Annotated in this window: 20 protein-coding genes; 15 read left to right on the top strand and 5 right to left on the bottom strand. The window is 67.6% G+C overall.

Annotation, left to right across the window (positions count from 1 at the left end; genetic code table 11):
• Positions 1 to 18: 18 nt before the first annotated feature.
• Entirely contained in the window at positions 19 to 966 is a 948-nt protein-coding gene (locus JWS13_RS33445) for an AraC family transcriptional regulator (RefSeq protein ID WP_206009747.1), read from the bottom strand.
• Positions 967 to 1,172: 206 nt separating this feature from the next.
• Between JWS13_RS33445 and JWS13_RS33440 the strand changes: the two genes are divergently transcribed.
• The 7 genes from JWS13_RS33440 (at position 1,173) to JWS13_RS33410 (ending at position 9,336) form a co-directional block, all read left to right on the top strand.
• Positions 1,173 to 2,384, top strand: coding sequence for a cytochrome P450 (locus tag JWS13_RS33440; RefSeq protein WP_206009745.1), 1,212 nt, complete (start codon positions 1,173 to 1,175; stop codon positions 2,382 to 2,384).
• 2 nt (positions 2,385 to 2,386) lie between these two features.
• A complete protein-coding gene (locus JWS13_RS33435; protein WP_206009743.1) occupies positions 2,387 to 3,382 on the top strand; it encodes a 2Fe-2S iron-sulfur cluster-binding protein in 996 nt (331 codons plus the stop codon).
• 179 nt (positions 3,383 to 3,561) lie between these two features.
• A complete protein-coding gene (gene benA / locus JWS13_RS33430; RefSeq protein WP_206009741.1) occupies positions 3,562 to 4,938 on the top strand; it encodes a benzoate 1,2-dioxygenase large subunit in 1,377 nt (458 codons plus the stop codon).
• A 14-nt stretch (positions 4,939 to 4,952) separates the two neighbouring features.
• Positions 4,953 to 5,462 carry a benzoate 1,2-dioxygenase small subunit gene (gene benB, locus JWS13_RS33425; protein WP_087559173.1) on the top strand — a complete coding sequence of 170 codons (510 nt, stop codon included), beginning with the start codon at positions 4,953 to 4,955 and terminating at the stop codon, positions 5,460 to 5,462.
• Between the two features lie 35 nt (positions 5,463 to 5,497).
• Positions 5,498 to 7,048 carry a benzoate 1,2-dioxygenase electron transfer component BenC gene (gene benC, locus JWS13_RS33420; RefSeq protein WP_206009739.1) on the top strand — a complete coding sequence of 517 codons (1,551 nt, stop codon included), beginning with the start codon at positions 5,498 to 5,500 and terminating at the stop codon, positions 7,046 to 7,048.
• Positions 7,045 to 7,839: a 1,6-dihydroxycyclohexa-2,4-diene-1-carboxylate dehydrogenase gene (locus JWS13_RS33415; protein WP_206009738.1), complete on the top strand. Its 795-nt coding sequence runs from the start codon at positions 7,045 to 7,047 to the stop codon at positions 7,837 to 7,839. Before benC ends, JWS13_RS33415 begins: the two co-directional genes overlap by 4 nt.
• A gap of 144 nt (positions 7,840 to 7,983) precedes the next feature.
• A complete protein-coding gene (locus JWS13_RS33410; RefSeq protein WP_206009736.1) occupies positions 7,984 to 9,336 on the top strand; it encodes an MFS transporter in 1,353 nt (450 codons plus the stop codon).
• Here JWS13_RS33410 and JWS13_RS33405 read toward each other — a convergent pair.
• Both JWS13_RS33405 and JWS13_RS33400 read right to left on the bottom strand, forming a co-directional pair.
• Positions 9,312 to 10,379 carry a 2-oxoacid:ferredoxin oxidoreductase subunit beta gene (locus JWS13_RS33405; RefSeq protein WP_206011847.1) on the bottom strand — a complete coding sequence of 356 codons (1,068 nt, stop codon included), beginning with the start codon at positions 10,377 to 10,379 and terminating at the stop codon, positions 9,312 to 9,314. The two genes, JWS13_RS33410 and JWS13_RS33405, sit on opposite strands and share 25 nt — an antisense overlap.
• 5 nt (positions 10,380 to 10,384) lie before the next feature.
• Complete coding sequence (locus JWS13_RS33400) at positions 10,385 to 12,316, bottom strand: 2-oxoacid:acceptor oxidoreductase subunit alpha (protein ID WP_206009734.1); 1,932 nt, start codon at positions 12,314 to 12,316, stop codon at positions 10,385 to 10,387.
• Positions 12,317 to 12,456: 140 nt separating this feature from the next.
• On the opposite strand from JWS13_RS33400, the gene JWS13_RS33395 reads away from it, so the two are divergent.
• Together JWS13_RS33395 and JWS13_RS33390 are read left to right on the top strand one after the other, a co-directional pair.
• The gene (locus JWS13_RS33395; protein WP_206009732.1) at positions 12,457 to 15,174 is read left to right on the top strand and encodes a helix-turn-helix transcriptional regulator; all 2,718 of its coding nucleotides are present in this window, start codon (positions 12,457 to 12,459) and stop codon (positions 15,172 to 15,174) included.
• A 103-nt stretch (positions 15,175 to 15,277) separates the two neighbouring features.
• Positions 15,278 to 16,114, top strand: a complete 837-nt coding sequence (locus JWS13_RS33390; RefSeq protein ID WP_206009731.1) for a class I SAM-dependent methyltransferase — start codon at positions 15,278 to 15,280, stop codon at positions 16,112 to 16,114.
• 18 nt (positions 16,115 to 16,132) lie between these two features.
• Here the strand turns inward: JWS13_RS33390 and JWS13_RS33385 are convergent, their stop codons facing one another.
• On the bottom strand, positions 16,133 to 17,185 hold the full coding sequence (locus JWS13_RS33385) for a beta-keto acid cleavage family enzyme (protein ID WP_206009730.1): 1,053 nt from the start codon (positions 17,183 to 17,185) through the stop codon (positions 16,133 to 16,135).
• 160 nt (positions 17,186 to 17,345) lie between these two features.
• Here JWS13_RS33385 and JWS13_RS33380 point away from each other — a divergent pair, with 160 nt between their 5' ends.
• The 3 genes from JWS13_RS33380 (at position 17,346) to JWS13_RS33370 (ending at position 20,294) form a co-directional block, all read left to right on the top strand.
• Entirely contained in the window at positions 17,346 to 18,350 is a 1,005-nt protein-coding gene (locus tag JWS13_RS33380) for an AraC family transcriptional regulator (RefSeq protein ID WP_206009729.1), read from the top strand.
• A 148-nt stretch (positions 18,351 to 18,498) separates the two neighbouring features.
• On the top strand, positions 18,499 to 18,885 hold the full coding sequence (locus JWS13_RS33375; RefSeq protein ID WP_124391081.1) for a carboxymuconolactone decarboxylase family protein: 387 nt from the start codon (positions 18,499 to 18,501) through the stop codon (positions 18,883 to 18,885).
• Between the two features lie 50 nt (positions 18,886 to 18,935).
• The gene (locus tag JWS13_RS33370) at positions 18,936 to 20,294 is read left to right on the top strand and encodes an MFS transporter (RefSeq protein ID WP_206009728.1); all 1,359 of its coding nucleotides are present in this window, start codon (positions 18,936 to 18,938) and stop codon (positions 20,292 to 20,294) included.
• An 89-nt stretch (positions 20,295 to 20,383) separates the two neighbouring features.
• On the opposite strand, the gene JWS13_RS33365 is transcribed toward JWS13_RS33370, so the two are convergent.
• Positions 20,384 to 20,749, bottom strand: coding sequence for a hypothetical protein (locus JWS13_RS33365; protein ID WP_206011969.1), 366 nt, complete (start codon positions 20,747 to 20,749; stop codon positions 20,384 to 20,386).
• A 156-nt stretch (positions 20,750 to 20,905) separates the two neighbouring features.
• Between JWS13_RS33365 and JWS13_RS33360 the strand changes: the two genes are divergently transcribed.
• From JWS13_RS33360 to JWS13_RS33350, 3 genes are all read left to right on the top strand, one after another.
• A complete protein-coding gene (locus JWS13_RS33360) occupies positions 20,906 to 21,181 on the top strand; it encodes a type II toxin-antitoxin system Phd/YefM family antitoxin (RefSeq protein ID WP_206009723.1) in 276 nt (91 codons plus the stop codon).
• The gene (locus JWS13_RS33355; protein WP_206009721.1) at positions 21,178 to 21,441 is read left to right on the top strand and encodes a type II toxin-antitoxin system RelE family toxin; all 264 of its coding nucleotides are present in this window, start codon (positions 21,178 to 21,180) and stop codon (positions 21,439 to 21,441) included. Before JWS13_RS33360 ends, JWS13_RS33355 begins: the two co-directional genes overlap by 4 nt.
• A gap of 108 nt (positions 21,442 to 21,549) precedes the next feature.
• Positions 21,550 to 21,858 (top strand): calcium-binding protein, encoded by a 309-nt coding sequence (locus tag JWS13_RS33350; protein WP_206009713.1) that lies wholly within the window; start codon positions 21,550 to 21,552, stop codon positions 21,856 to 21,858.
• Position 21,859: the final 1 nt, after the last annotated feature.

The following is a 21,859-nucleotide window of genomic DNA, read 5'->3' as shown; positions in this document are numbered from 1 at the left end:
ACACACGCGCACTCCCCGTCAGAAGCGAACGAGCTCTGACGGGGATTTGCCGTACCTGCGGCGGTACGCGGCGGAGAACCGGCCCGCGTGCGTGAAGCCCCACCGGGCAGCGACTTCGGACACGGTGACACTCGACCCCAGCGCCTTCAGGTCTTCGTGGGCGCGGCTCAGCCGGATGTCGAGGAGGCATTCGGACGGGCTGCGCCCGACGTACTGCCGGAACCCTTCCTGCAGGCGGCGGACACTGGTGCCCGCCAGCTCGGCCATGTCGGCCGCGGTCCAGGCACGGGCCGGATCGTCGTGGAGTCCGTCGAGGACGCGTTTGACGATCCGCGGCCGCGGGGCGCTCGGGCGGGCGTCCTCGTCGGGGGTGACGGCGAGGATGAACGCCGACGTGATCGCGCCGGCGAGTTGCGGGCCGACCACCGGGTTCGCGAGGAGGTCGGCCGGCTCCCGCAGTTGCGCGGTCAGTGAGCGCACCAGACGAAACCAGCTGTTTCCCGCGGCACCGGTGAGATCCAGCTGTGCGGGCAGGCGCAGCCCGGTCCGCAGCTCGGAACCGAGGATCCGGTCGGCCTCCTGCTCGAGGAAGTCGCCGTCGAATTTGACGCCGAGCACCGAGCAGTCGCCGCTCCACCGGGTGATCAGGGTCGGTTCGTCCGCCCGGAAGACGGTGGCCTGCCCCGGCCGCGACACCACCGTGCCGCCCGGCGCACTGGACTCCAGCGAGCCGGACAGCGGGATGTTGACCTCGTAGGCGCCCGGGTAGTCGCATTCGATCGACACGTCCGCGCCCCAGCCCAGCCTGCCGAGCGTGACGGGACCGAAGTCGACGGTCCGCATCGACAGGGTCATCGCACCGCCCGACGACAGGTCGGTCAGTGTATGGGGAAAGTACGCACCGGCCACCGCTCGCGACGCCGCATCCCAGTCCCGGGTCTCGGTGATCGTCGATGCCATCGTCATGCACCTGCCTCGCTGAAGTATCTCTTCCGACCAATTGAAGCTGCGCCGGGACTCCGAGTCGAGGGTAACTGAGATGCCGATCACAACTTGTCGCGCACATCGTCCAGGCCCCGCGCAGAGTGGCTAGACGGCCCGCCGGCCTGCGCAATACGTTCTCCTCCACGCCGCCACGGCCGCGAAAGTTGTTTCCGAAGAGGAGAATTGACATGACCGCCACGCTGTCCTGGATCGATGAGATCACGATGACGGAACTGGAGCGCAACCCGTATCCGGTCTACGAACGGCTGCGCGCCGAGGCGCCGCTGGCGTACGTCCCGGTCCTCGGTTCGTTCGTCGCGACCACCGCCGACCTGTGCCGCACCATCGCCAACAGCCCCGACTTCGAGGGGATCATCACGAAGGCGGGCGGACGCACGTTCGGCCACCCGGCGGTGATCGGAGTCAACGGTGAGATCCACCGCGACCTGCGGTCGATGGTCGACCCGGCGCTGCAACCGTCGGAGGTGGATCGGTGGGTCGACGGGCTCGTCCGGCCCATCGCGCGGCGCTACGTGGAGCAGTTCGAGAACGACGGCAGCGCCGATCTGGTGTCGCAGTACTGCGAGCCGGTCAGCGTGCGCGCTCTCGGTGATCTGCTGGGCCTGAACGACGTCAGCTCGGACACGTTGCGCGACTGGTTCCACCGGCTGTCGAACTCCTTCACCAACGCGGGCGTGGACGCGAACGGAGATTTCACGAACCCGGAGGGCTTCGTGCAGGGTGACGAGGCGAAGGCCGAGATCCGGGCGGTCGTCGATCCGCTCATCGACAAGTGGACCGTCGACCCCGACGACAGCGCCATCTCGCACTGGTTGCACGACGGCATGCCCGAGGGGCAGGTCCGCGACCGCGAGTACATCTACCCCACCCTGTTCGTCTACCTGCTGGGCGCGATGCAGGAGCCCGGCCACGGCATGGCGTCGACGCTCGTCGGTCTGTTCACCCGCCCCGAGCAGCTGGAGGCCGTCGTCGACGAGCCCGCCCTGATTCCGCGGGCGATCTCCGAGGGAATGCGCTGGACCTCCCCGATCTGGTCGGCCACCGCCCGCATCAGCACCCGGGACGTCACGCTCGGCGACGTGTTCCTTCCCGAGGGTTCCGTGGTGCTGCTGTCCTACGGTTCGGCAAACCACGACACCGCCGTCTACGACGCCCCCACCGACTACGACATGACGCGTCCCCCGCTCCCCCACCTGGCGTTCGGTTCCGGAAACCACGCATGTGCGGGCATCTACTTCGCCAACCACGTGTGCCGGATCGGCCTGGAGGAACTGTTCGAGGCGATACCGAACCTCGAACGCGACTCCGGCGCGGACGTCGAGTTCTGGGGCTGGGGTTTCCGCGGCCCGACCGCACTGCGGACCACGTGGGAGGTGTAGCCGTGACCTTCACCGTCTCGGTCGGCACCGACAGCGTGGACTGCCGCCCCGACCAGCCGATACTGGACGCGTTCCTGCGGGGCAGCGTGTGGATGCCGAATTCGTGTAATCAGGGCACATGCGGGACGTGCAAGCTGCGGGTGGTGTCGGGGTCCGTCGACCACGGACCGTCGCCGAAGAACACCCTGTCCCCGGCCGAGCGCGAACAGGGGTTCGCGCTGGCCTGCCAGGCGACCCCGTGCAGCGACACGGTGGTCGAACGCCTGGACGCGGCTCCCGCGGGCGACGTCCACGCATTGCGGGACCTCGTCGGCACCGTGAGCGCGATCGAGGACGTCGCCCGCGACACGAGGCGCGTTCTCGTCACGCTCGACAGCCCGCTCGAATTCTCCGCGGGGCAGTACGTCGAACTGCGGGTCCCCGGCACCGGCCACGGTCGCCAGTACTCGATGGCGAACACGCCGGGCGAGTCGAAACAGCTCGAGTTCCACATCCGTAGGCAACCGGGCGGACTGGCGACGGACGGCTGGGTGTTCGGCTCGATGTCCGTCGGGGAGCGAGTGGACATGGTTGGCCCGCTCGGCGACTTCCGGCTCGACCCGGAGGAAGCCGGTCCGATGATCCTGCTCGGCGGCGGAACCGGTCTCGCCCCGCTGAAATCGATAGCTCGCCAGGCACTGACGACGCAACCGGACCGGGCGGTCCACCTGTATCACGGGGTGCGCGGGGAAGCCGACCTGTACGACGTGGACCTGCTGCGGGAATGGGAACGGGCCCACTCGGGGTTCCGATACGTTCCGTGTCTGAGCGACGAGACGTGGTCCGGGCGGTCCGGGTACGTCACCGATGCGTTCGTGGCGGACTTCGACACCTGCCGCGGCCACTCCGGGTACCTGTGCGGGCCACCCGCGATGGTCGACGCCGGGATCAAGGCGTTCAAACGCCGGCGGATGGCTCCGCGGCGCATCTTCCGGGAGAAGTTCACCCCCGCCGGCTGATCACCGCACCGACGCACGCCGGGGCCTCCGAGACCCCGGCGTGCGCATGCCGAACACGTCCTAGTCAGTACTCGGTAAATGCCTAGTGTGATGCAGCGCACAGGCTGCAAGAGTGGAATCCATTGCCGGACCCGGGCGCCCTCGCAGGGCGCAAGCCCCCGGAGATCTTGGAGGATCCCATGACTGAAACCCTGTACTCAGCGCCGTCCGAGGACGTGCGCGCCAAGCTGGCCGACGCGCTCATCGAAGACCCGGAAACCGGCCGCTACCAGGTGCGACGCAGCGTCTTCACCGACGAGGACCTGTTCGAACTGGAGATGAAGCACATCTTCGAGGGCAACTGGATCTACCTGGCCCACGAGAGCCAGATCCCGAACGTCGGCGACTACTTCACCACGTACATGGGCCGCCAGCCGGTCGTGATCTCCCGCAACAAGGAGGGCGAACTCAACGCCCTGGTGAACGCGTGCAGCCACCGCGGTGCCATGCTCTGCCGGCGCAAGACGGACAACCGGACCACGTTCACCTGCCCGTTCCACGGCTGGACGTTCAACAACTCCGGCAAGCTGCTCAAGGTCAAGGACCCCCGCGAGGCCGGCTACCCGGAGCAGTTCAACAAGGACGGCTCCCACGACCTCACCAAGGTCGCTCGGTTCGAGAACTACCGCGGATTCCTGTTCGGCAGCCTCAACGCCGACGTCCCGCCGCTCGAGGAACACCTCGGGGACACCACGAAGATCATCGACATGATCGTCGACCAGTCGCCCGACGGACTCGAGGTGCTGCGCGGTGCGTCCACCTACACCTACGACGGCAACTGGAAGCTGCAGACCGAGAACGGCGCCGACGGCTACCACGTGTCCGCCACGCACTGGAACTACGCGGCGACCACGTCGAGGCGCGAGTCCGGTGAGTCCACCAACGCCACGAAGGCGATGGACGCCGGCAAGTGGTCGAAGCAGCAGGGCGGCTACTACTCGTTCGACAACGGCCACCTGCTGCTGTGGACCAAGTGGGCCGACCCCGCCAACCGCCCCCTCAACGAGCGCCGCGACGAACTGGTCGCCGAGTACGGCGAGGACCGCGCCGACTGGATGATCGGGGTGTCCCGCAACCTGTGCCTGTACCCGAACGTGTACCTGATGGACCAGTTCGGTTCGCAGATCCGGCACTTCCGCCCGATCTCCGTCGACAAGACCGAGGTCACCATCTACTGCATCGCCCCGAAGGGTGAGAGCCGGACGGCCCGCGCCGCCCGCATCCGCCAGTACGAGGACTTCTTCAACGCCACCGGTATGGCCACCCCGGACGATCTCGAGGAGTTCCGCTCCTGCCAGAAGACGTACCAGGCCGGGGCCGCACCGTTCAACGACCTCAGCCGCGGTGTCACCCACCAACTCCAGGGGCCCGACGAGGACGCCAAGAAGATCGGCATCAACCCGATCTCCAGTGGCGTGAAGACCGAGGACGAGGGCCTCTACCCGATCCAGCACGGCTACTGGGTGCAGGCGCTCACCAAGGCGCTCGACGCCGACGTTGCCGCGAACAACCGCTGAGGGAGACGATCACCATGACTGCAGTAGCCGAAAGCACCGTCACCCAGCACGACATCGAGCAGTTCCTCTACCGTGAGGCCCGCTACCTCGACGACCGCGAGTTCGAGAAGTGGATCGAGTGCTATCACCCCGACTCCGAGTTCTGGATGCCGGCGTGGGCCGACGACGGTGAACTGACCACCGACCCGATGACCGAGATCTCCCTGATCTACTACGCCAACCGCGGCGGCATCGAGGACCGGGTGTTCCGCATCAAGACCGACCGGTCGAGCGCGACGAGCCTTCCGGAACCGCGCACCGGGCACAACATCTCCAACGTCGAGGTGGTCGAGCGCCGCGGCGACGTCGTGGATGTCCGGTTCAACTGGTTCACCCTGTACTTCCGGTACAACACGGTCGACACGTATTTCGGGAATTCGTTCTACACGATCGACTTTTCCGGTGAGCAGCCTCTGATCATGAAGAAGAAGGTCGTGCTCAAGAACGACTACATCCACCACGTGGTCGACATCTATCACATCTGATTTCCTTCCATTCTTCGCGAATCGAGCTGTTTTCCATGACTTTCCAAGTTGCACTGAGTTTCGAGGACGGGATCACCCGCTTCATCAAGTGTGACGGCGACGAGACGGTCGCCGACGCGTCCTACCGCGCACGCATCAACATTCCCCTCGACTGCCGGGACGGGGCGTGCGGCACCTGCAAGTCGCTCTGCGAGTCCGGCACGTACGACGGCGGCGACTACATCGAGGAAGCGCTCACCGACGACGAGGCGGAGCAGGGCTACTGCCTCCCGTGCCAGATGATGCCGGAAAGCGATCTGGTGCTGCAGATCCCGACGACGTCGGACGTCGCGAAGACGGCGGCAGGCACGTTCACGTCGACGATCACGGAGATCCGCAAGTTCTCCGACACCACCATCGGGTTCACCATCGACATCGCGAACCGGGACGACCTCGTCTTCCTCCCCGGGCAGTACGTCAACATCACCGTTCCCGGGACGGAGGCGACGCGCTCGTACTCGTTCAGCACCGGACCCACGTCGAAGGAATTGTCGTTCCTGGTCAAGATCACCGACGGCGGCCTGATGTCGGAATACCTCCGTGACCGCGCCCAGGTCGGCGACACTCTCGAGTTCACCGGCCCGATGGGAAGCTTCTTCCTGCGCGAGCAGAAGCGCCGCGCCCTGCTGCTCGCAGGCGGCACCGGGCTGGCCCCGCTGCTGTCGATCCTCGACAAGATGCGCGCCGACGCCGCCGACCACCCCGTGCACCTGATCTACGGTGTGTCGTCCGACGCGGACCTGGTGGAACTGGAGAAGCTCGAGGACTACGCGAAGTCGCTGCCGCAGTTCACGTTCGACTACTGCGTGTCCGACCCGGCGAGCAGTGCCCCCAACAAGGGGTACGTGACCGGCCTGTTCGAACCCGCGCACCTGAACGACGGCGACGTGGACGTGTACCTGTGCGGCCCGCCTCCGATGGTCGAGGCGGTGCGCGACCACCTGAAGTCGGAGGGCGTCACGCCGGCGAACTTCTACTTCGAGAAGTTCAACAACGCGGCCACGCCGAGTGGGTCCGAAGGATCCGCAGCACCGGCGGCCGACCCGGGCGCGGTCGCGGCCCCGACTGCGCCCGAGTACGAGATCGGCGAGGAGCACCAGCCGCTGTCCGAGTCGGACGCGCAGTTCGACGCCCGCATGGCCCTCGAACTGGGTGCGATGGAACTGACCATCGGCCGGATGACGCGGGAACAGCTGTCCGAGTACCGGATCCTCGCCGAGACCTCCTGCGAATCGATCGAGAACGACCACTTCACGGACGCGGGCGCGTTCACCGACACCAACGCCTCGTTCCACGAGTTCCTGTTCCGGTGCACCGCCAACGACGTGCTGCTGGAGGCGTACAACCGCCTCGAGGTCACGCAGCTGATGACCAAGGTGCTCCGCACCGCGGACTGGGTGGACGAGCACATCCAGCACGACCACCTCGACATCGTCGCCGCGTTCGAGAAGGGCGACCGCGCTGCCGCCCACGACCTGATCGTCAGCCACAGCGCGCACGCGAAGGCCACCATGTGCCGCGCCATCGAGAGGAGTGCCGTCGCATGAGTGGATTCGTCACTCCGCACCGTTTCGACGGCAAGGTCGTCGCCGTCACCGGCGCAGCGCAGGGCATCGGACTGACGGTCGCGACCCGGCTCGCGGCCGAGGGCGCGTCGCTGATCCTCATCGATCGCGCCGACCTCGTCCACGACGTCGCGAAGGGATTGCGGGAGAACGGCACCGAGGCGCACAGCATCACCGCCGACCTGGAGCAGTTCGCCGACGCCGAGGCGGCGATCGGTGAGGCGCGGCAGCAGCACGGCAGGCTCGACGTGCTGATCAACAACGTCGGCGGCACCATCTGGGCCAAGCCGTACGAGCACTACACTGCCGAGCAGATCCAGGCGGAGGTGCAGCGCTCCCTGTTCCCGACCCTGTGGACGTGCCGCGCCGCCCTCCCCCACCTCATCGCGCAGCAGTCGGGCACCATCGTCAACGTGTCCTCGGTGGCCACCCGGGGCGTCAACCGCGCGCCCTACGCGGCGTCGAAGGGCGGGGTCAACGCGCTCACCGCCGCCCTCGCACTCGAAGCGGCGCAGTACGGAATCCGCGTGGTGGCCACCGCCCCCGGCGGCACCGAGGCGCCCGCACGCCGTGTTCCCCGCGGCCCCGGCGCGGACACCGATCAGGAAAAGGCCTGGTACCAGCAGATCGTCGACCAGACGGTCGACTCGTCCCTGATGAAGCGGTACGGCACGCTCGACGAGCAGGCCGCCGCGATCGTCTTCCTCGCCTCGGACGAGGCCTCCTACATCACCGGCTCGGTCCTGCCCGTCGCCGGTGGCGACCTCGGCTAGCCCCCACAGATCTCGACCGCCTCATCGGCGGGGCGCGTTGCACCGCCTCGCCGATGGGGCATTTCTCTACCCGAATTCAACTGTGACACAGCACACTTTCATGCAAGGCCCGATTCCCCGTCACACCACCGAGCGGAGATCACCATGACTCAATCAACCCCCGGCACCTGGGCAAGTCCGAGACACCGCAGCGCCGTCACCTGGATCGTCGCCATCGCCACGATCGCGATCATCTTCGACGGGTACGACCTCGTCGTCTACGGCACCATCCTCCCGACGCTGATGAACGATCCCGGCCAACTCGGCGAGATCTCCGCCCAGCAGGCCGGCGCCCTCGGCTCGTACGCGCTGATCGGCGTCATGGTGGGCGCACTCACCGCAGGCGCGGTGGGCGACTACCTCGGCAGGCGGCGGATGATGCTCGTCAACATCGCATGGTTCTCCGTCGGCATGGGACTCGCCGCGCTGGCCACGAACGTCACCATGTTCGGCCTGCTGCGATTCTTCACCGGCATCGGCGTCGGCGGCCTCGTCGCCACCGCGGGCGCGATGGTGGCGGAATTCGCCCCTCCCGGAAAGCGGAACCTGTACAACGCGATCGTCTACAGCGGCGTCCCCGCAGGCGGAGTGCTCGCCTCCCTCCTCGCGATCGTCCTGCGCGACACGATCGGGTGGCGCGGTCTCTTCTGGATCGGCGCACTGCCCATCGTGATCCTCCTTCCGCTGGCGCTTGCGAAACTGCCGGAGTCGCCGAAGTGGCTCGTCGCCCGCGGGCAGGAGGACAAGGCCCGTCGCGTCTCCGAACGGACGGGTATCCCGATGCCCGGCGCCGAAGAGATCGCCGCGGAGCGGGCGTCGGTGGAGAAAGTCGGCTTCGCGGCACTCGCTACCCGCCGTTACGCCTGGGGCACGGCACTTCTCGGCCTGATGAGCTTCTCCGGACTGCTGCTCACCTACGGGCTCAACACGTGGCTCCCGAAGATCATGGAGGACGCCGGCTTCAACGCGAAGGGGTCGCTGTCGTTCCTGCTCGTCCTCAACGGCGGTGCGATCCTCGGCGGCTTGATCGCCTCGAAGGTCGCCGACGGCATCGGACCGCAACGCGTCGTCGCCACCACGTTCGGTCTCGCCGCGCTGGCCCTGATCCTCCTGACGCTCGGCTTCCCGCTTCCGGTGCTCCTCGCGTCCGTCGCCGTCGCCGGAGTCGGCACCATCGGCACCCAGGTCCTGATCTACGGATTCGTCTCCAACTACTACTCGACGTCCGCGCGCGGCGCCGGCGTGGCCTGGTGCGCCGGATTCGGCCGGTTGGGCGGCATCTTCGGCCCACTGATCGGCGGCGCCCTGATCAGCGCCGGCATCAGCAGCCAGGTGGCGTTCTACGTCTTCGCGGGCATCGCCGTCCTGGGCGGGATCGTGACGTTCTTCGTCCCGCGCCAACGGGATACGGTTGCGACCACCAGCGAGGAGTCCTACTCCACCGTCCAGGTGTCGTGACCGGTCAACAACCGCTGCAGCGAACCGTCGTCGACGGGATCCGTCTCCCGGGCGATCTCGTTCTGCAGGCGCACCATGTCGTCGTACGTGTCCCGCGCGACGCTGCGGAACACACCCGTCACGGTATGGGTGAGGTCCTGGTCGGACAGCCTCGACAGAGCGTAGGCGTAGTCGGGATCGTCGGTGTGGGCGTCGTGCACCACGATCTCGTCCCGGTCGACGTCGGCGGTCGCGACGACCTTCAGACCGAAACCCGATCGGACGACGCAGTATTCGCCTGAACCGCCGAACACGATCGGCTCGCCGTGGGTCAGCGGGATCAGGCGCTGCTCCGAACCGTCCTTGCGGAGGACGTCGAACGAGCCGTCGTTGAAGATCGGGCAGTCCTGGTAGATCTCCACGAAGGACGTGCCGCGGTGGGCCGCCGCCTGCCGCAGCACCTCCGTCAGCCCCTTGCGGTCCGAGTCCATCGCGCGGGCCGCGAACGACGCCTCGGCGCCCAGCGCGAGGGACAGCGTGTTGAACGGGTGGTCCACCGACCCCAGCGGCGTCGACTTGGTGACCTTCCCGACCTCCGACGTCGGGGAGTACTGGCCCTTCGTCAGCCCGTAGATCCTGTTGTTGAACAACAGGATCGTCAGGTTGACGTTCCGGCGCAGGGCGTGGATGAGGTGGTTGCCGCCGATCGACAGTGCGTCGCCGTCGCCGGTCACCACCCACACCGACAGGTCCGGACGCGTCACCGCGAGCCCGGTCGCGATGGCGGGCGCGCGGCCGTGGATCGAGTGCAGACCGTACGTGTCCAGGTAGTACGGGAACCGGCTCGAGCATCCGATGCCGGAGACGAACATCAGGTTCTCGCGTCGAAGTCCCAACTCGGGCAGAAAACTTCGGATCGTCGCGAGAATGACGTAGTCTCCGCACCCCGGACACCAGCGGACCTCCTGGTCCGACGTGAAGTCCTTCGCCTTCTGCGGTTCGTCGGTCCGGGGCACGTGCGCCGTGGCACTCAGTCCCAGATCCGCACCGACACGACTGATCATCCGCGTCACGCCGACTCCTCCTGCCGGGGTCCGGTCGATCTATAGGTCGCCGACGCGAGCGCGTCGGAGGTCTTCGCGAGTTCGTGCTCCCGCAGCGTCCCGGCCAGCGCGGAATCGATCACCTCGTGCAGTTCGTCGCCGAGGAACGCGAGGCCCTTCACCTTGGTCACCGACTGCACGTCGACGAGGAACCGCGAGCGGAGGATCATCGCGAGTTGTCCCAGATTCATCTCCGGGGCGACGACGGTCCCGTAACTGCGAAGCACCGCACCGAGGTTCGCGGGCAGCGGGTTCAGGTTGCGCACGTGAACGTGGGCCACCTTCTTGCCCTCACGGCGAGCACGCCTGCACGCCTCGCCGATCGGCCCGTACGAACTCCCCCACCCGACGAGCAGCAGGTCGGCCTCCCCCGATGGGTCGTCGACGACGGCGTCGGGAACGGTGATTCCGTCGATCTTGGCCTGGCGCAACCGGACCATCAGGTCGTGGTTGGCGGGATCGTAGGAGATGTCGCCGCTGCCGTCGGCCTTCTCGAGACCGCCGATGCGGTGTTCGAGCCCGGGAGTTCCCGGTATCGCCATGGCACGCGCCAGCGTCTCCCGGTCGCGGACGTACGGTGCGAACTCGCCGTCCGCCGGTGGCGCCGTCTCGACGCCGGGGTCGATCCGGTCCAGTGCGGACACGTCCGGGACGGCCCACGGTTCGCTGCCGTTCGCGATCGCACCGTCCGACAGCAGAAGCACCGGAGTGCGGTACGTGAACGCGACCCGGGCCGCCTCGACCGCCGCGTCGAAACAGTCTGCGGGTGAGCACGGTGCGATCACGGCGACCGGCGATTCGCCGTTGCGTCCGTACATCGCCTGCAACAGGTCCGACTGCTCGGTCTTCGTCGGAAGACCGGTGGACGGACCGCCGCGCTGGACGTCGATGACGAGCAGCGGAACCTCCGTCATCACCGCCAGCCCGATCGCTTCGCTCTTCAGCGCCAGCCCGGGCCCGGACGTGCTCGTGACCCCGAGCGCACCGCCGATCGACGCGCCCAGCGCCGCGCCGATCCCGGCGATCTCGTCCTCCGCCTGGAACGTGGTGACACCGAGGTTCCGGTGCTTGCTCAGCTCGTGCAGGATGTCCGACGCCGGGGTGATCGGATAGGTGCCGAGGAAGACGTCCCGCGACGCCAGCCGCCCCGCGGTCACCACCCCGTAGGCCAGTGCCGTGTTCCCGGTGACCTGGCGGTACGTGGCCGGGGGGAGCGTCGCCGCCGACACCTCGTACGTCGTCGCGAAACTCTCCGTCGTCTCCCCGTAGTTCCACCCGGCCTTGAACGCGAGCAGGTTGCCCTCCGCGATCTGCGGCTTTTCCGCGAACTTGACCTGCAGGAACCGCTCGATGCCGTGGGTGGGGCGGTTGTACATCCAGGACAGCAGCCCGAGCGCGAACATGTTCTTCGCCCGCTCGCCGTCCTTCCGGCTCAGTCCGGCGGGTTCCACCGCGCCCGACGTCAGCGTCGACATCGCCACCGGATGCACCACGTAATCGTCGAGGGAGTCGTCGTCGAGCGGGCTCGTGGCGTACCCGACCTTCGCGAGATTCCGCTTGGTGAACTCGTCGGTGTTCACGATGATCATGCCGCCGCGCGGCAGATCGGCCACGTTCGCCTTCAACGCCGCCGGGTTCATCGCGACCAGGACGTCCGGGCGGTCGCCGGCCGTGAGAATGTCGTAGTCCGCGATCTGGATCTGAAACGACGACACCCCGGGCAGGGTGCCCTGCGGCGCCCGGATCTCGGCGGGGAAGTTGGGCTGGGTGGCGAGGTCGTTGCCGAACGCCGCCGCCTCCGACGTGAACCGGTCGCCGGTCAACTGCATACCGTCGCCCGAGTCGCCGGCAAAGCGGATCGCCACCCGCTCCAGCTTCGTGGAGTTCGCCTCCGTCATGAATGCACCGTCGTCATGAATTGCACCGAATCCTTCGACTCGTGTTCGCTCTGACCAGCAGCTTCTAACCTCACCGTACAAGCGTTCCCAATTTTCGCCAGGAAGACGCCGAAATAGCGCGTCGCGATACGGTGTGTGACGTGAGTGACCCAGGGAAAATCGAGTTCGTCGGACGTTCCCGCGAGCTCGCCGAACTCGAGGCGGCCCTGCACGAGACGACCCGGAACGAGACGACCCGGAACGCGCCCGTCGTCGTGGTCGTCGAAGGCGTGCCGGGCATCGGCAAGACGACTCTGGTGGAACATTTCCTCACCGCGCATCCCGACATGCCCGCGTTCTCCGCGGTGTGTGCCCGGTGGGCGTCGAGCCGTCCCTTCGGAGTCGCCGAACAGCTCCTGGGTACGGCCGTCACGTCGCAGGACCCACTCGACGTCGCCCGTGAATTCGTCACGGCGGTGGGTCCGCGTGCCGGTGATGCGCCGTTTTTCGTCGTGGTCGACGATGCGCACTGGGCAGACCTCGCGTCGCTGCAGTCACTGACCTCCGCCGTGCACCTGCTCGACCGTTCGGCCGTGATCGTCCTCGTCACGAACCCGGAACCACCCGACGGTGTTTCCGCGGACGTTCTCGACGTTCTCGACCGGCACAGCCGCCATCGGGTTCATGTCCGCCCCCTCGACGCGTCCGACGCTCGCGCCCTCGCGAGCAGCCTCGCGCACGTCGACCTTCCCGCCCCGCTCGCGCACCACCTGGTCCAGCACACGGCCGGGAACCCGCGGCACCTCACGCAACTCCTCCAGGAAGTCGATCCGGTCGCCTGGGGACGCTGGCAGGCGGTCCTCCCGGTGCCCCACACGTTCGCGGCGAAGGTACGGTCGCTGCTGTCCGAGGCCTCACCGCAGGCCCGGGCGCTCGCCGAAGCGGCCGCAGTCCTGTCCGGGAATCCGAGATTCGCCGACGCCGCCGCTCTCGCCGGCATCGAGCACCCGGTGGACGCGCTCGACGAACTTCACCGGGCAGGCCTCCTCACCGCCGGTGAGCACCGCGGTGTGATCGTGCTGACCTTCCCGTCGCCACTCACCCGCGCCGCCGTCTACCACAGCCTCGGGCCGATCCGAAAGCGCGACCTGCACGATCACGCCGCACGGATCGTCGAGGACGAGGGCAGGCGACTGGACCACCGCGCCGCGGCGTCCCCGTTCGCCGACCCGGCTCTCGCAAACGAACTCGACCGCTACTCCGCGAGCAGGGCGACGGTCGGGGCGTGGTCGGCGGTCGCGGACGCGCTGATCAAGTCGAGCCGCCTCACCGCGGATCGGCGGGAACGCGAGCAGCGGTTGATTCGCGCCGTCGACGCCCTCCTCGGCACCGGAAACCTGTCCCAGGCAGTGGCTTTCGCCCCGGAGATCGAGAGTTTCCCGGAAAGCCCGTTGCGCGACGCCGTGCTCGGCTATCTGGCGATCCAACGGGGCCGTCGCGCGGAAGCCGAGGCGCTGCTCACCCAGTCCTGGGCCGCCTGCGACCCGGAGACCGATCCGGCCACCGCGGCCTTGATCTGCCAGCGGCGCGTCCTCGACTCGCTGGCCCGCTGGCACGGCCCGGACCTCGTCGAATGGGGTTCCCGGGCAGTCGCTCTCGTCGATGCGGCTGATCCGTCGGCCGTCGAATCCGCGGCGATCATGGGGCTCGGACTCGCGGCCACCGGCCGGATCGCGGAGGCGAGGGCACACTACGACACCCTGTCCGCGAAGATCGCCCTCGGCGCCCAGTCCCAGCGCTTCGACATGGCCCGGGGCTGGCTCGACCTGGCACTGGACGATCCCGAAGCGGCGCGCCAGGAACTCGAGAGTGCCGTCCCCACCGCCTTCCGGATGGGCTCCACCCGCATCTCGCTGTGGGCGCAAGCCTGGCTGGCGCGAACACAATTCGCCCTCGGCGATTGGAACGGCGCCATCGCCACCGTCGACCGTGCCGCGCACCAACTCGAGGACGCCACGCTCGACCTCCTCCGGCCCCTCGTCCATTGGACCGGCGCGCAGACCCACGCGCTGCGCGGGAACTGGCCCGCGGCACAGGAGCATCTCCGCCTCGCCGCCGCGAGTTCGCACGACTACCCGATGATGTTCATTCCGTCCGCCCTGGCGCGCGCCCAGTGCGCCGAAGTGGAGACCGACTACGCCGCCGTCATCAGGGCGCTGGAGCCCCTCACCCGTCTGGAACCCCGGGAGGGCGTCGACGAGCCCGGATTCTGGCAGTGGCCCGACGTGTACGCGAATGCGCTCGTAATGACCGGGCACGTCGACGACGCGGACGCGTTCCTCACCCCGCACGAGGAACGGGCCGCAGAACGTGGGCACCGGTCCGCGATGGCGCGTCTCGGCTACGCCCGCGGTCGCATCGCCGGTGCGCGCGGCGACATCGACACCGCCCGGGACGTGTTCGAGAATGCGCTGACCCAGCTCGACACGCTGCCCCTCCCCTACGACCGCGCCCGGGTGAACTTCGCGTACGGCCAGACCCTGCGCCGGGCAGGCAAGCGACGCGAAGCCGACGCCGTCATGCAGGCCGCGCGGGAAGGGTATTCCGCGCTCGGCGCCACCGCCTACGTGCAGCGGTGCGACCGCGAACTGAAGGCAGGCGGCCTCAACGTCAAACGCAGCCGGTTCACGCTCGAGGAACTGACCCCGCAGGAACGGGCGGTGACCATACTCGTCGCCGGTGGAGCCAGCAACAAGGAGGCGGCGGGCGAGCTGTTCCTGTCCGTCAAGACCGTGCAGTACCACCTGACCCGCGTCTACGCGAAGCTCGGCATCCGCTCGCGCAGTGAACTCGCGGCGCAGTTCCGCGACCAGGAGTGACGTCCCGGGTGGCGGGAACCCACCCCGAGGGTGCCTGTTCCGGGCGCCGCCGTCCGGCCAGGCTGGATCTCGACCGATGCAGCCGACCCACCGGAGTACCGAGATGGATGACACGATCGACGCAGTACGAGCCGACCGCGAACTGAAGACCAAACACCGCGCCATGTGGGCGCTCGGCGACTACCCCGCCGTGGCCACCGACGTCATCGCGGACCTCGGCCCCGCCCTCGTCCGGGCGAGCCGGGTCAAGCCCGGTGACCGTGTCCTCGACGTCGCGGCCGGTTCCGGCAACGCCGCCATCCCCGCGGCGCTGTCCGGTGCGAGCGTCGTCGCCGGTGACCTCACTCCCGAACTGTTCGACGCCGGCCGCCGCCGGGCCGCCGAACTCGGCGCCGAAGTCGAGTGGCGCGAAGCCGATGCCGAGGCGATGCCGTTCGCCGACAACGAATTCGACACCGTGATGTCCTGCGTCGGTGTCATGTTCGCCCCGCACCATCAGGAGAGCGCCGACGAACTCGTCCGCGTCTGCAGGCCGGGCGGGACGATCGGACTGCTCAGCTGGACCCCCGAGGGGTTCATCGGTCAGATGTTCGCGACGATGAAACCGTACGCACCCCCGCCCCCGCCCGGCGCGCAGCCGCCGCCGCTGTGGGGTCGCGAAGACCACGTCCGGGCGTTGTTCGGCCATCGGGTGACCGACGTCGTGGCAACCCGGCACACCGTCCGCATCGACCAGTTCCGGACCCCGGAAGACTTCCGCGACTACTTCAAGACCCGCTACGGCCCGACCATCGCGGTGTACCGGAACATCGCCGAAAACCCAGCCCGGGTGGCCGAGCTCGACCACGAACTCGCCGACCTTGCACGGCGTTTCGACTACGGCACCGGCAGCACCGCGATGAACTGGGAGTACCTCCTGCTCACCGCGCGGAAGTGGTAGCGGGACATCCCGCGCCGGTCAGGCGTGCTGGGTGAAGCCCACCTGGCCGGGACGGCGGTTCGGGGCGTACCCGAGCCGGGCGAGGGTCTCGTCGGCATCGGCGTAGGTCTGACCGATCCGGTAGATGTCGCGGGCCTCCTTACCGGTGGCCACCTCCCGGCCCAGCTCCCCGGCCACCCGGACCAGCTGCTCGACCTGCGCGACCGACGTCATCTTCTCGCCCTTGCGACCCCAGATCGTGTCCTCGTTCCCGCAGCGCGGGTGCAGGCCCATCGCGATCGCCATCGCGTTCACCGGCAACACACTGCGCATCAGGGTCTCGAGGGTCAGGCACGCACCGTCCGGGACCCGCTGGACGAAGTTCATGATGTTGTACGGGTTCGGGCCGTCGAAGCCGCCGCCGATCCCCACCCACGTCAGGTTCAGCGGACCGGTATACACCCCACGGCGGATCAGCCGCTCGACGGTCTCGAGCTGCGGGATGCTCGACAGCTGGAAGTGCGGCTGGATCCCCGCCGCCTGCAGCCGCCGCAGGTGCTCCTCCACCCACGCCGGACCGGCCGGGACCGTCATCTCCCGGTACGCCTCCGCCAGCTCGGGGCGCTGCATCGACGTGCCCGCGATGTCGTCGGCGGTCATCAACTCCATGATGTTCATCTGCGAGGTGTTGATCGCGATCGTCACCTGATCCGGTGCCGGATCGAGGTCGGCGAGCATGTGCCGGGTGTCGTCGGAGAGCCACTTCGCGTCCGACCCCTCACCCTCGGGGGCGAAGGAGATGGAACCGCCGACCTGCAAGATCATGTCCGGCACCGCCTGGCGCAGTCCGGCGAGCAGTTCGTTGAACTTCGACAGCCGCTTGGAGCCCTTGCCGTCGAGTTCACGGACGTGGATGTGCAGCACGGTGGCGCCGGCCTCGTAGCAGTCGACCGCCTTCTGGACGTGCTCGTCCATCGTCAGCGGCAGGTCCTCGCGGAAGTCGTCCGGCTCCCACTCCGGACCGTACGGGGCACACGTGATGACCAGCTTCTCCTGAGTTTCGGGGAAGAGGGCGTCGTCGTGGAAATGCATGGATGTTCTCCGTTCGAAAGGTTGCGGACGGCGGGACTGTGACTCAGCTGACACAACGGTAGCCACGGGATGGGGTCCATACTTACCCTGACGGGACATATTTGTTTCCTGTTCGGGACACCTCGGCCGAGCGGGACGCATGCGACGAAAGGTGACGCGAATGGCCAAGCCCCTCGCCCGGTATGCCGCGCTGACTGGCTTCGTCGAACTGGGCCGCACACTCTCGCTCGACCCGGTGACGCTGCTGACGAGCGTCGGACTCGACCCCGCCGGGCTGGACCTGCAGGACCGCTGGGTGCCCGCGGCGTCGGTCGCCCGTCTCCTGGAGTTGTCCGCGGCGGCGTCGGGTCGCCAGGACTTCGCGCTGAAGCTGGCCGAGCGGCGGCGCCTGTCCACCCTCGGCCCACTGAGCGTCGGCATCCGGGACGAGCCCGACGCGCGAAGCGCACTGCGAATGCTGATCCGCTTCCAGCACACGTACAACGAGGCACTGCACATTCGACTGTCCGAGCGCGACGGCCTGGCGACGATACGAATCCGCTTCGACCCCGGCGAACCCGTGCCGGTCCGGCAGTCCGTCGAACTGGCGGTCGCGGTGACCCACCAACTGTTGCGGCACCTGCTGGGCGAGCGGTGGCATCCGGTGTCCGTCAGCTTCGAACACGGACGCCCGGCCGACGACTCCACACACCGGCAGTTCTTCGGCGCGCCACTCCACTTCGACGGCGAGTATTCCGGAATCCTGGTCTACACAGGAGATCTGGACGAGCCGAACAGATTGTCCGACCCGCTGCTGCGGTCCTATGCGCAACAGGTCCTCGACACGCTCACCACGCCGGAGGAGCCGACCCTCACCAATCGCGTGCGCGAACTCGTCGAACTGCTGCTGCCGAGCGGGCGCTGCTCGATCGAGCAGGTCGCCCGCAGCCTCGGCGTCGATCGCCGGACGGTGCATCGACACCTTGCGAAATCGGGAGAGACCTTCACCTCGGTCCTCGACTCCACCCGCGCCGAACTCGCGAAACGCATGGTCACCGGCCGGCGTTACTCGTTGACGGAAATCTCCGAGATGCTCGCCTTCTCGACGCCGAGCAGCTTCTCCCGGTGGTTCCATCAGCAGTTCGGCATGAGCCCTCGCGAGTGGCGCAAACAGACCTCGGGATAGGTGTGCGACTGATGTCCCGAAATGCAAAGAATTCCGTCCCGTAGGGGCAACTAATCGGCTCACGGGCCACGTAGCGTGATGCAGGCCACTATCGGGTCGGGCCGTAGCCCGCATCACACCCGATTCGTTCTCCGTGAAACGAGCCGCCATGACCGCTGAGCCGATACCCACCCCGACACTCGACCGAATGAAGAGTGCGGGGAGCTGGAATCCCCTGTGGGACACCTTGTCCCAGTGGGATCCGGAATGGACCGAGCAGTTCATGGCCATGAACGCCACTCCCGTGCAGCGTGGGGTGTTCACGCCCGAGTTCGTCGAACTGCTCAGCATTGCCATCGATGCCGCCGCCACCCACCTGTACGCGCCGGGAGTGCGCAGGCACATCCGGGCCGCACTCGAACTCGGTGTGTCCAAGGAGGAGATCCTCACCGTCCTCGAGATGGTCAGCGTCCTCGGAATCCACGCCTGCAATCTCGGCGTGCCGATCCTCGCGGAGGAACTCGACGCGTACGAGTCCCGGCGCCCGGCACACTGAACGCCGCTCCCCCACTCTCTTCCTCTCCATCCGCACCCTCAGGAGCATCCATGGGACCGAATCCCACCACGTCCGAACTCGAGATCGCAGTCGCCGACTTGTCGAGTTCCGTGCCGACCGCCGACCGCCGCACCCGACGCTCCTCGCTCTACCCCTGGCTCGTTTTCGCCCTCGCGTTCGCATTGCTGCTGTCCGACTACATGTCCCGCCAGGTTCTCAGTGCGGTCTTCCCGTTCCTGAAGGCCGACTGGGCGCTGACGGATTCCCAGCTCGCATCCCTCACCAGCATCGTCGCGCTGATGGTCGGGCTGCTCACCCTCCCGCTGTCCCTGCTGGCCGACCGCTGGGGGCGCGTCAAGTCCCTGGTGCTGATGGCCACGCTGTGGAGTGTCGCGACCCTGCTGTGCGCGATCGCCTCCAGCTACGAGCAGATGCTCGCCGCGCGCTTCCTGGTCGGTGTCGGCGAGGCCGCGTACGGAAGTGTCGGAATCGCCGTGGTTCTCAGCGTCTTCGCGCCACGCGTCCACTCCACGCTCAGCGGCGCGTTCATGGCCGGTGGTTCCTTCGGCTCGGTCGTCGGAGTCTCGCTCGGCGCCGTCATCGCCGTGCACCTGAGCTGGCGCTGGTCGTTTGCCGCGATGGCGGTCCTCGGACTTATCCTGGTCCTGACGTTCCGCACGGTCGTCACCGAACGCCGCCTGGCCGAGCACGCCGCCACCGACGACACCGCCGAAGCCGCCCGCCCCGACGAACCCGCGATCCGCGTCCCGGTGTCGACACTGTTCACCAACCCGACCGTGTGGTGCGCATACCTCGGCGGCGGACTGCAGATGTTCAACGCGGCCGTGCTGCTCGCCTGGGCCCCCAGCTTCTTCAACCGCTACTACGGCATGGCCCCGGACAAGGCGGGGGCGGTCGCGTCGGCGTTCGTATTGCTGATCGCCATCGGCATGATCGTCTGCGGCATGATCACCGACCGGGTCGGCCGAAACACCGCGGCCATGAAGTGGACAAGCGCGATCATCTACTGCACGATCTCGCTGACCTCGCTCGGAATCGCATTTCAGCTGGAAACCGGTGCATCCCAGCTGATTCTGCTGGGCATCGGCGCCTTCTTCGCCGCCGGTTCGTCCGGCCCCACCGCCGCCATGGTGGCCGGTCTGACCCACCAATCGGTGCGGGCCTCGGCCCTCGGCAGCCTGACCGTCACCAACAACGTCCTCGGCCTGGCCACCGGCCCCTTCGTCATCGGCATCCTCGCCGACCGCCTCGGCCTGCTCGGCGCCCTGCAGCTGGCACCGCTGGTGTACGTGCTGGCGATCGTCGCCCTGTTCCTCGGCAAGCGGATGTACCCGGCCGGACTCGCGAAGCTCGCGGCGCAGAGTGCCGCCGCAGCGGCCAAGGTCTAGGTTTCGCCGGTCCACATCATTCGGCAGGTCCCGGTGGCAGCCGCCACCGGGACTTGCCATGTCAGCGACCTCGACGATGCACTGGCCGGTTACATCACGATGCGCTGGAGGGCCTTCGCCGCATCGACGATCGCGGGGTGATCGAGCGCGAGCGGTTCGACCCGCACCAACTCCGGGCGCAGCCAGCCCGCCAGCACCGACCACCGCGGGCGGTGATACGACCACCATGCCACCGCCTGCCACGCCCGGTCCCCCGTGTGGGGTTCGGTTTCCGACCAGATCCGATGCCCCCACCGCTGGGTGACCGTCAGATTCCGGGTCACGACCTGCGTCGGACGCAGTCCCGAGCGCACCAACTCCGCCGGATCATCCAGGTCGAGGATTCGCAGGTCATCAGGCAACTCGAACACCCCCAGCGCGCGCCGCGAACCCGGCAAAAGCGGGAACTCGAGCATCGAATCCTCCCAGCGGGCTAGGTTGCCGAAGCCCTCTCCGCGTCGATGGTCTTCTCGTAGCGCTCCGCCACGTCGACGTGGGCTCGGTCGGCCCCGGGGAGCATTACGTACGGCTCAAAGATACGGCAACGTACGCCGTTGGCGTACGATTGATGCATGACTACAGCACAGCGCCCCGCCGAGGTATCGGTTACGCACGCGCGTGATCACCTATCGGCGACCATTGCGGAGCTGTCAAGCGTGCAGGCAATCCAGCTCGTGAACCGTGGCCGAGTCGTCGCGGTGCTGGTCTCGCCTGAGCGATTCGAGGCCTTGCTCGACGCCGCCGAGGATGCCGAGGACTATCGGGCGATCGCGGAACACAACTCCGATCCCGACCCCGATCCGATCCCGTGGGAAGACGTCAAGCGTGACCTCGGACTCCTGGGGTGAGCGAACGCTACAGTGTGCAGGTTCCGCGCAAGGTAGTGAAAACCATTGCGTCACTGCAAAGAACGGAACAGCGCCGAATCCAGGGCGCAATCGAGCTATTGGCAGAGAATCCGCGCCCACCGAGCTGCACGGCAATGGTCGGCTACAGCAACACCTACCGCGTACGCGTGGGGACGTACCGCATCATCTATGAAGTGCGAGACCGTGAGCTGATCGTGATCGTCATCCACGTCGGGCACCGGAGAAACGCATACAGGTAGGTTGCGTGCCTACTCGACGTGACTAGGGACGCCGTCGCGTACCCATGCTCGCCGCTGTGACTGAGGACCCGGTCCGACGCCGGGTTGCGTCGGGCTATCCTCGTCGCCGTGAGATCACCCAACCGCGGCGCGCTGGAGGCCATGGTCGCGGAGGCCACGGTCGACTGCTACAACGACAGCGAGTGCGTCACCGGCTTCTACACCATGCTCGACGAGCACCTCGACGTGCCGTTCCACACCCGTGTGCTCGGTGCCCAGGTCACCGTGTCCGGCATCGACCTGACCGACGACCACATCGTTGTGATCTGTACCCGCGGCCGGTCGCGACAGCGCATCCGAATCCTCGACCTGCCGTTGCCGGCACCACCACCCGACGGTGCCGAGTGGATCGAGGCATACCGCCACTGGCGGAGATAGG

The organism is Rhodococcus pseudokoreensis, from assembly GCF_017068395.1.
Classification (GTDB): domain Bacteria; phylum Actinomycetota; class Actinomycetes; order Mycobacteriales; family Mycobacteriaceae; genus Rhodococcus_F; species Rhodococcus_F pseudokoreensis.
Note: the sequence above shows the minus strand (reverse complement) of the source record. Positions and strands in the feature narration are given on the sequence as shown.

Coding starts and splice junctions, on each gene's coding strand:
- JWS13_RS33445 (WP_206009747.1), bottom strand. CDS start 966: ATGACGATGGCATCGACGATCACCGAGACCCGGGACTGGGATGCGGCG.
- JWS13_RS33405 (WP_206011847.1), bottom strand. CDS start 10,379: ATGATCAGTCGTGTCGGTGCGGATCTGGGACTGAGTGCCACGGCGCAC.
- JWS13_RS33375 (WP_124391081.1), top strand. CDS start 18,499: ATGACCGCTGAGCCGATACCCACCCCGACACTCGACCGAATGAAGAGT.
- benC (WP_206009739.1), top strand. CDS start 5,498: ATGACTTTCCAAGTTGCACTGAGTTTCGAGGACGGGATCACCCGCTTC.
- JWS13_RS33370 (WP_206009728.1), top strand. CDS start 18,936: ATGGGACCGAATCCCACCACGTCCGAACTCGAGATCGCAGTCGCCGAC.
- benA (WP_206009741.1), top strand. CDS start 3,562: ATGACTGAAACCCTGTACTCAGCGCCGTCCGAGGACGTGCGCGCCAAG.
- JWS13_RS33410 (WP_206009736.1), top strand. CDS start 7,984: ATGACTCAATCAACCCCCGGCACCTGGGCAAGTCCGAGACACCGCAGC.
- JWS13_RS33365 (WP_206011969.1), bottom strand. CDS start 20,749: ATGCTCGAGTTCCCGCTTTTGCCGGGTTCGCGGCGCGCGCTGGGGGTG.
- JWS13_RS33385 (WP_206009730.1), bottom strand. CDS start 17,185: ATGCATTTCCACGACGACGCCCTCTTCCCCGAAACTCAGGAGAAGCTG.
- JWS13_RS33390 (WP_206009731.1), top strand. CDS start 15,278: ATGGATGACACGATCGACGCAGTACGAGCCGACCGCGAACTGAAGACC.
- benB (WP_087559173.1), top strand. CDS start 4,953: ATGACTGCAGTAGCCGAAAGCACCGTCACCCAGCACGACATCGAGCAG.
- JWS13_RS33380 (WP_206009729.1), top strand. CDS start 17,346: ATGGCCAAGCCCCTCGCCCGGTATGCCGCGCTGACTGGCTTCGTCGAA.
- JWS13_RS33360 (WP_206009723.1), top strand. CDS start 20,906: ATGACTACAGCACAGCGCCCCGCCGAGGTATCGGTTACGCACGCGCGT.
- JWS13_RS33400 (WP_206009734.1), bottom strand. CDS start 12,316: ATGACGGAGGCGAACTCCACGAAGCTGGAGCGGGTGGCGATCCGCTTT.
- JWS13_RS33440 (WP_206009745.1), top strand. CDS start 1,173: ATGACCGCCACGCTGTCCTGGATCGATGAGATCACGATGACGGAACTG.
- JWS13_RS33415 (WP_206009738.1), top strand. CDS start 7,045: ATGAGTGGATTCGTCACTCCGCACCGTTTCGACGGCAAGGTCGTCGCC.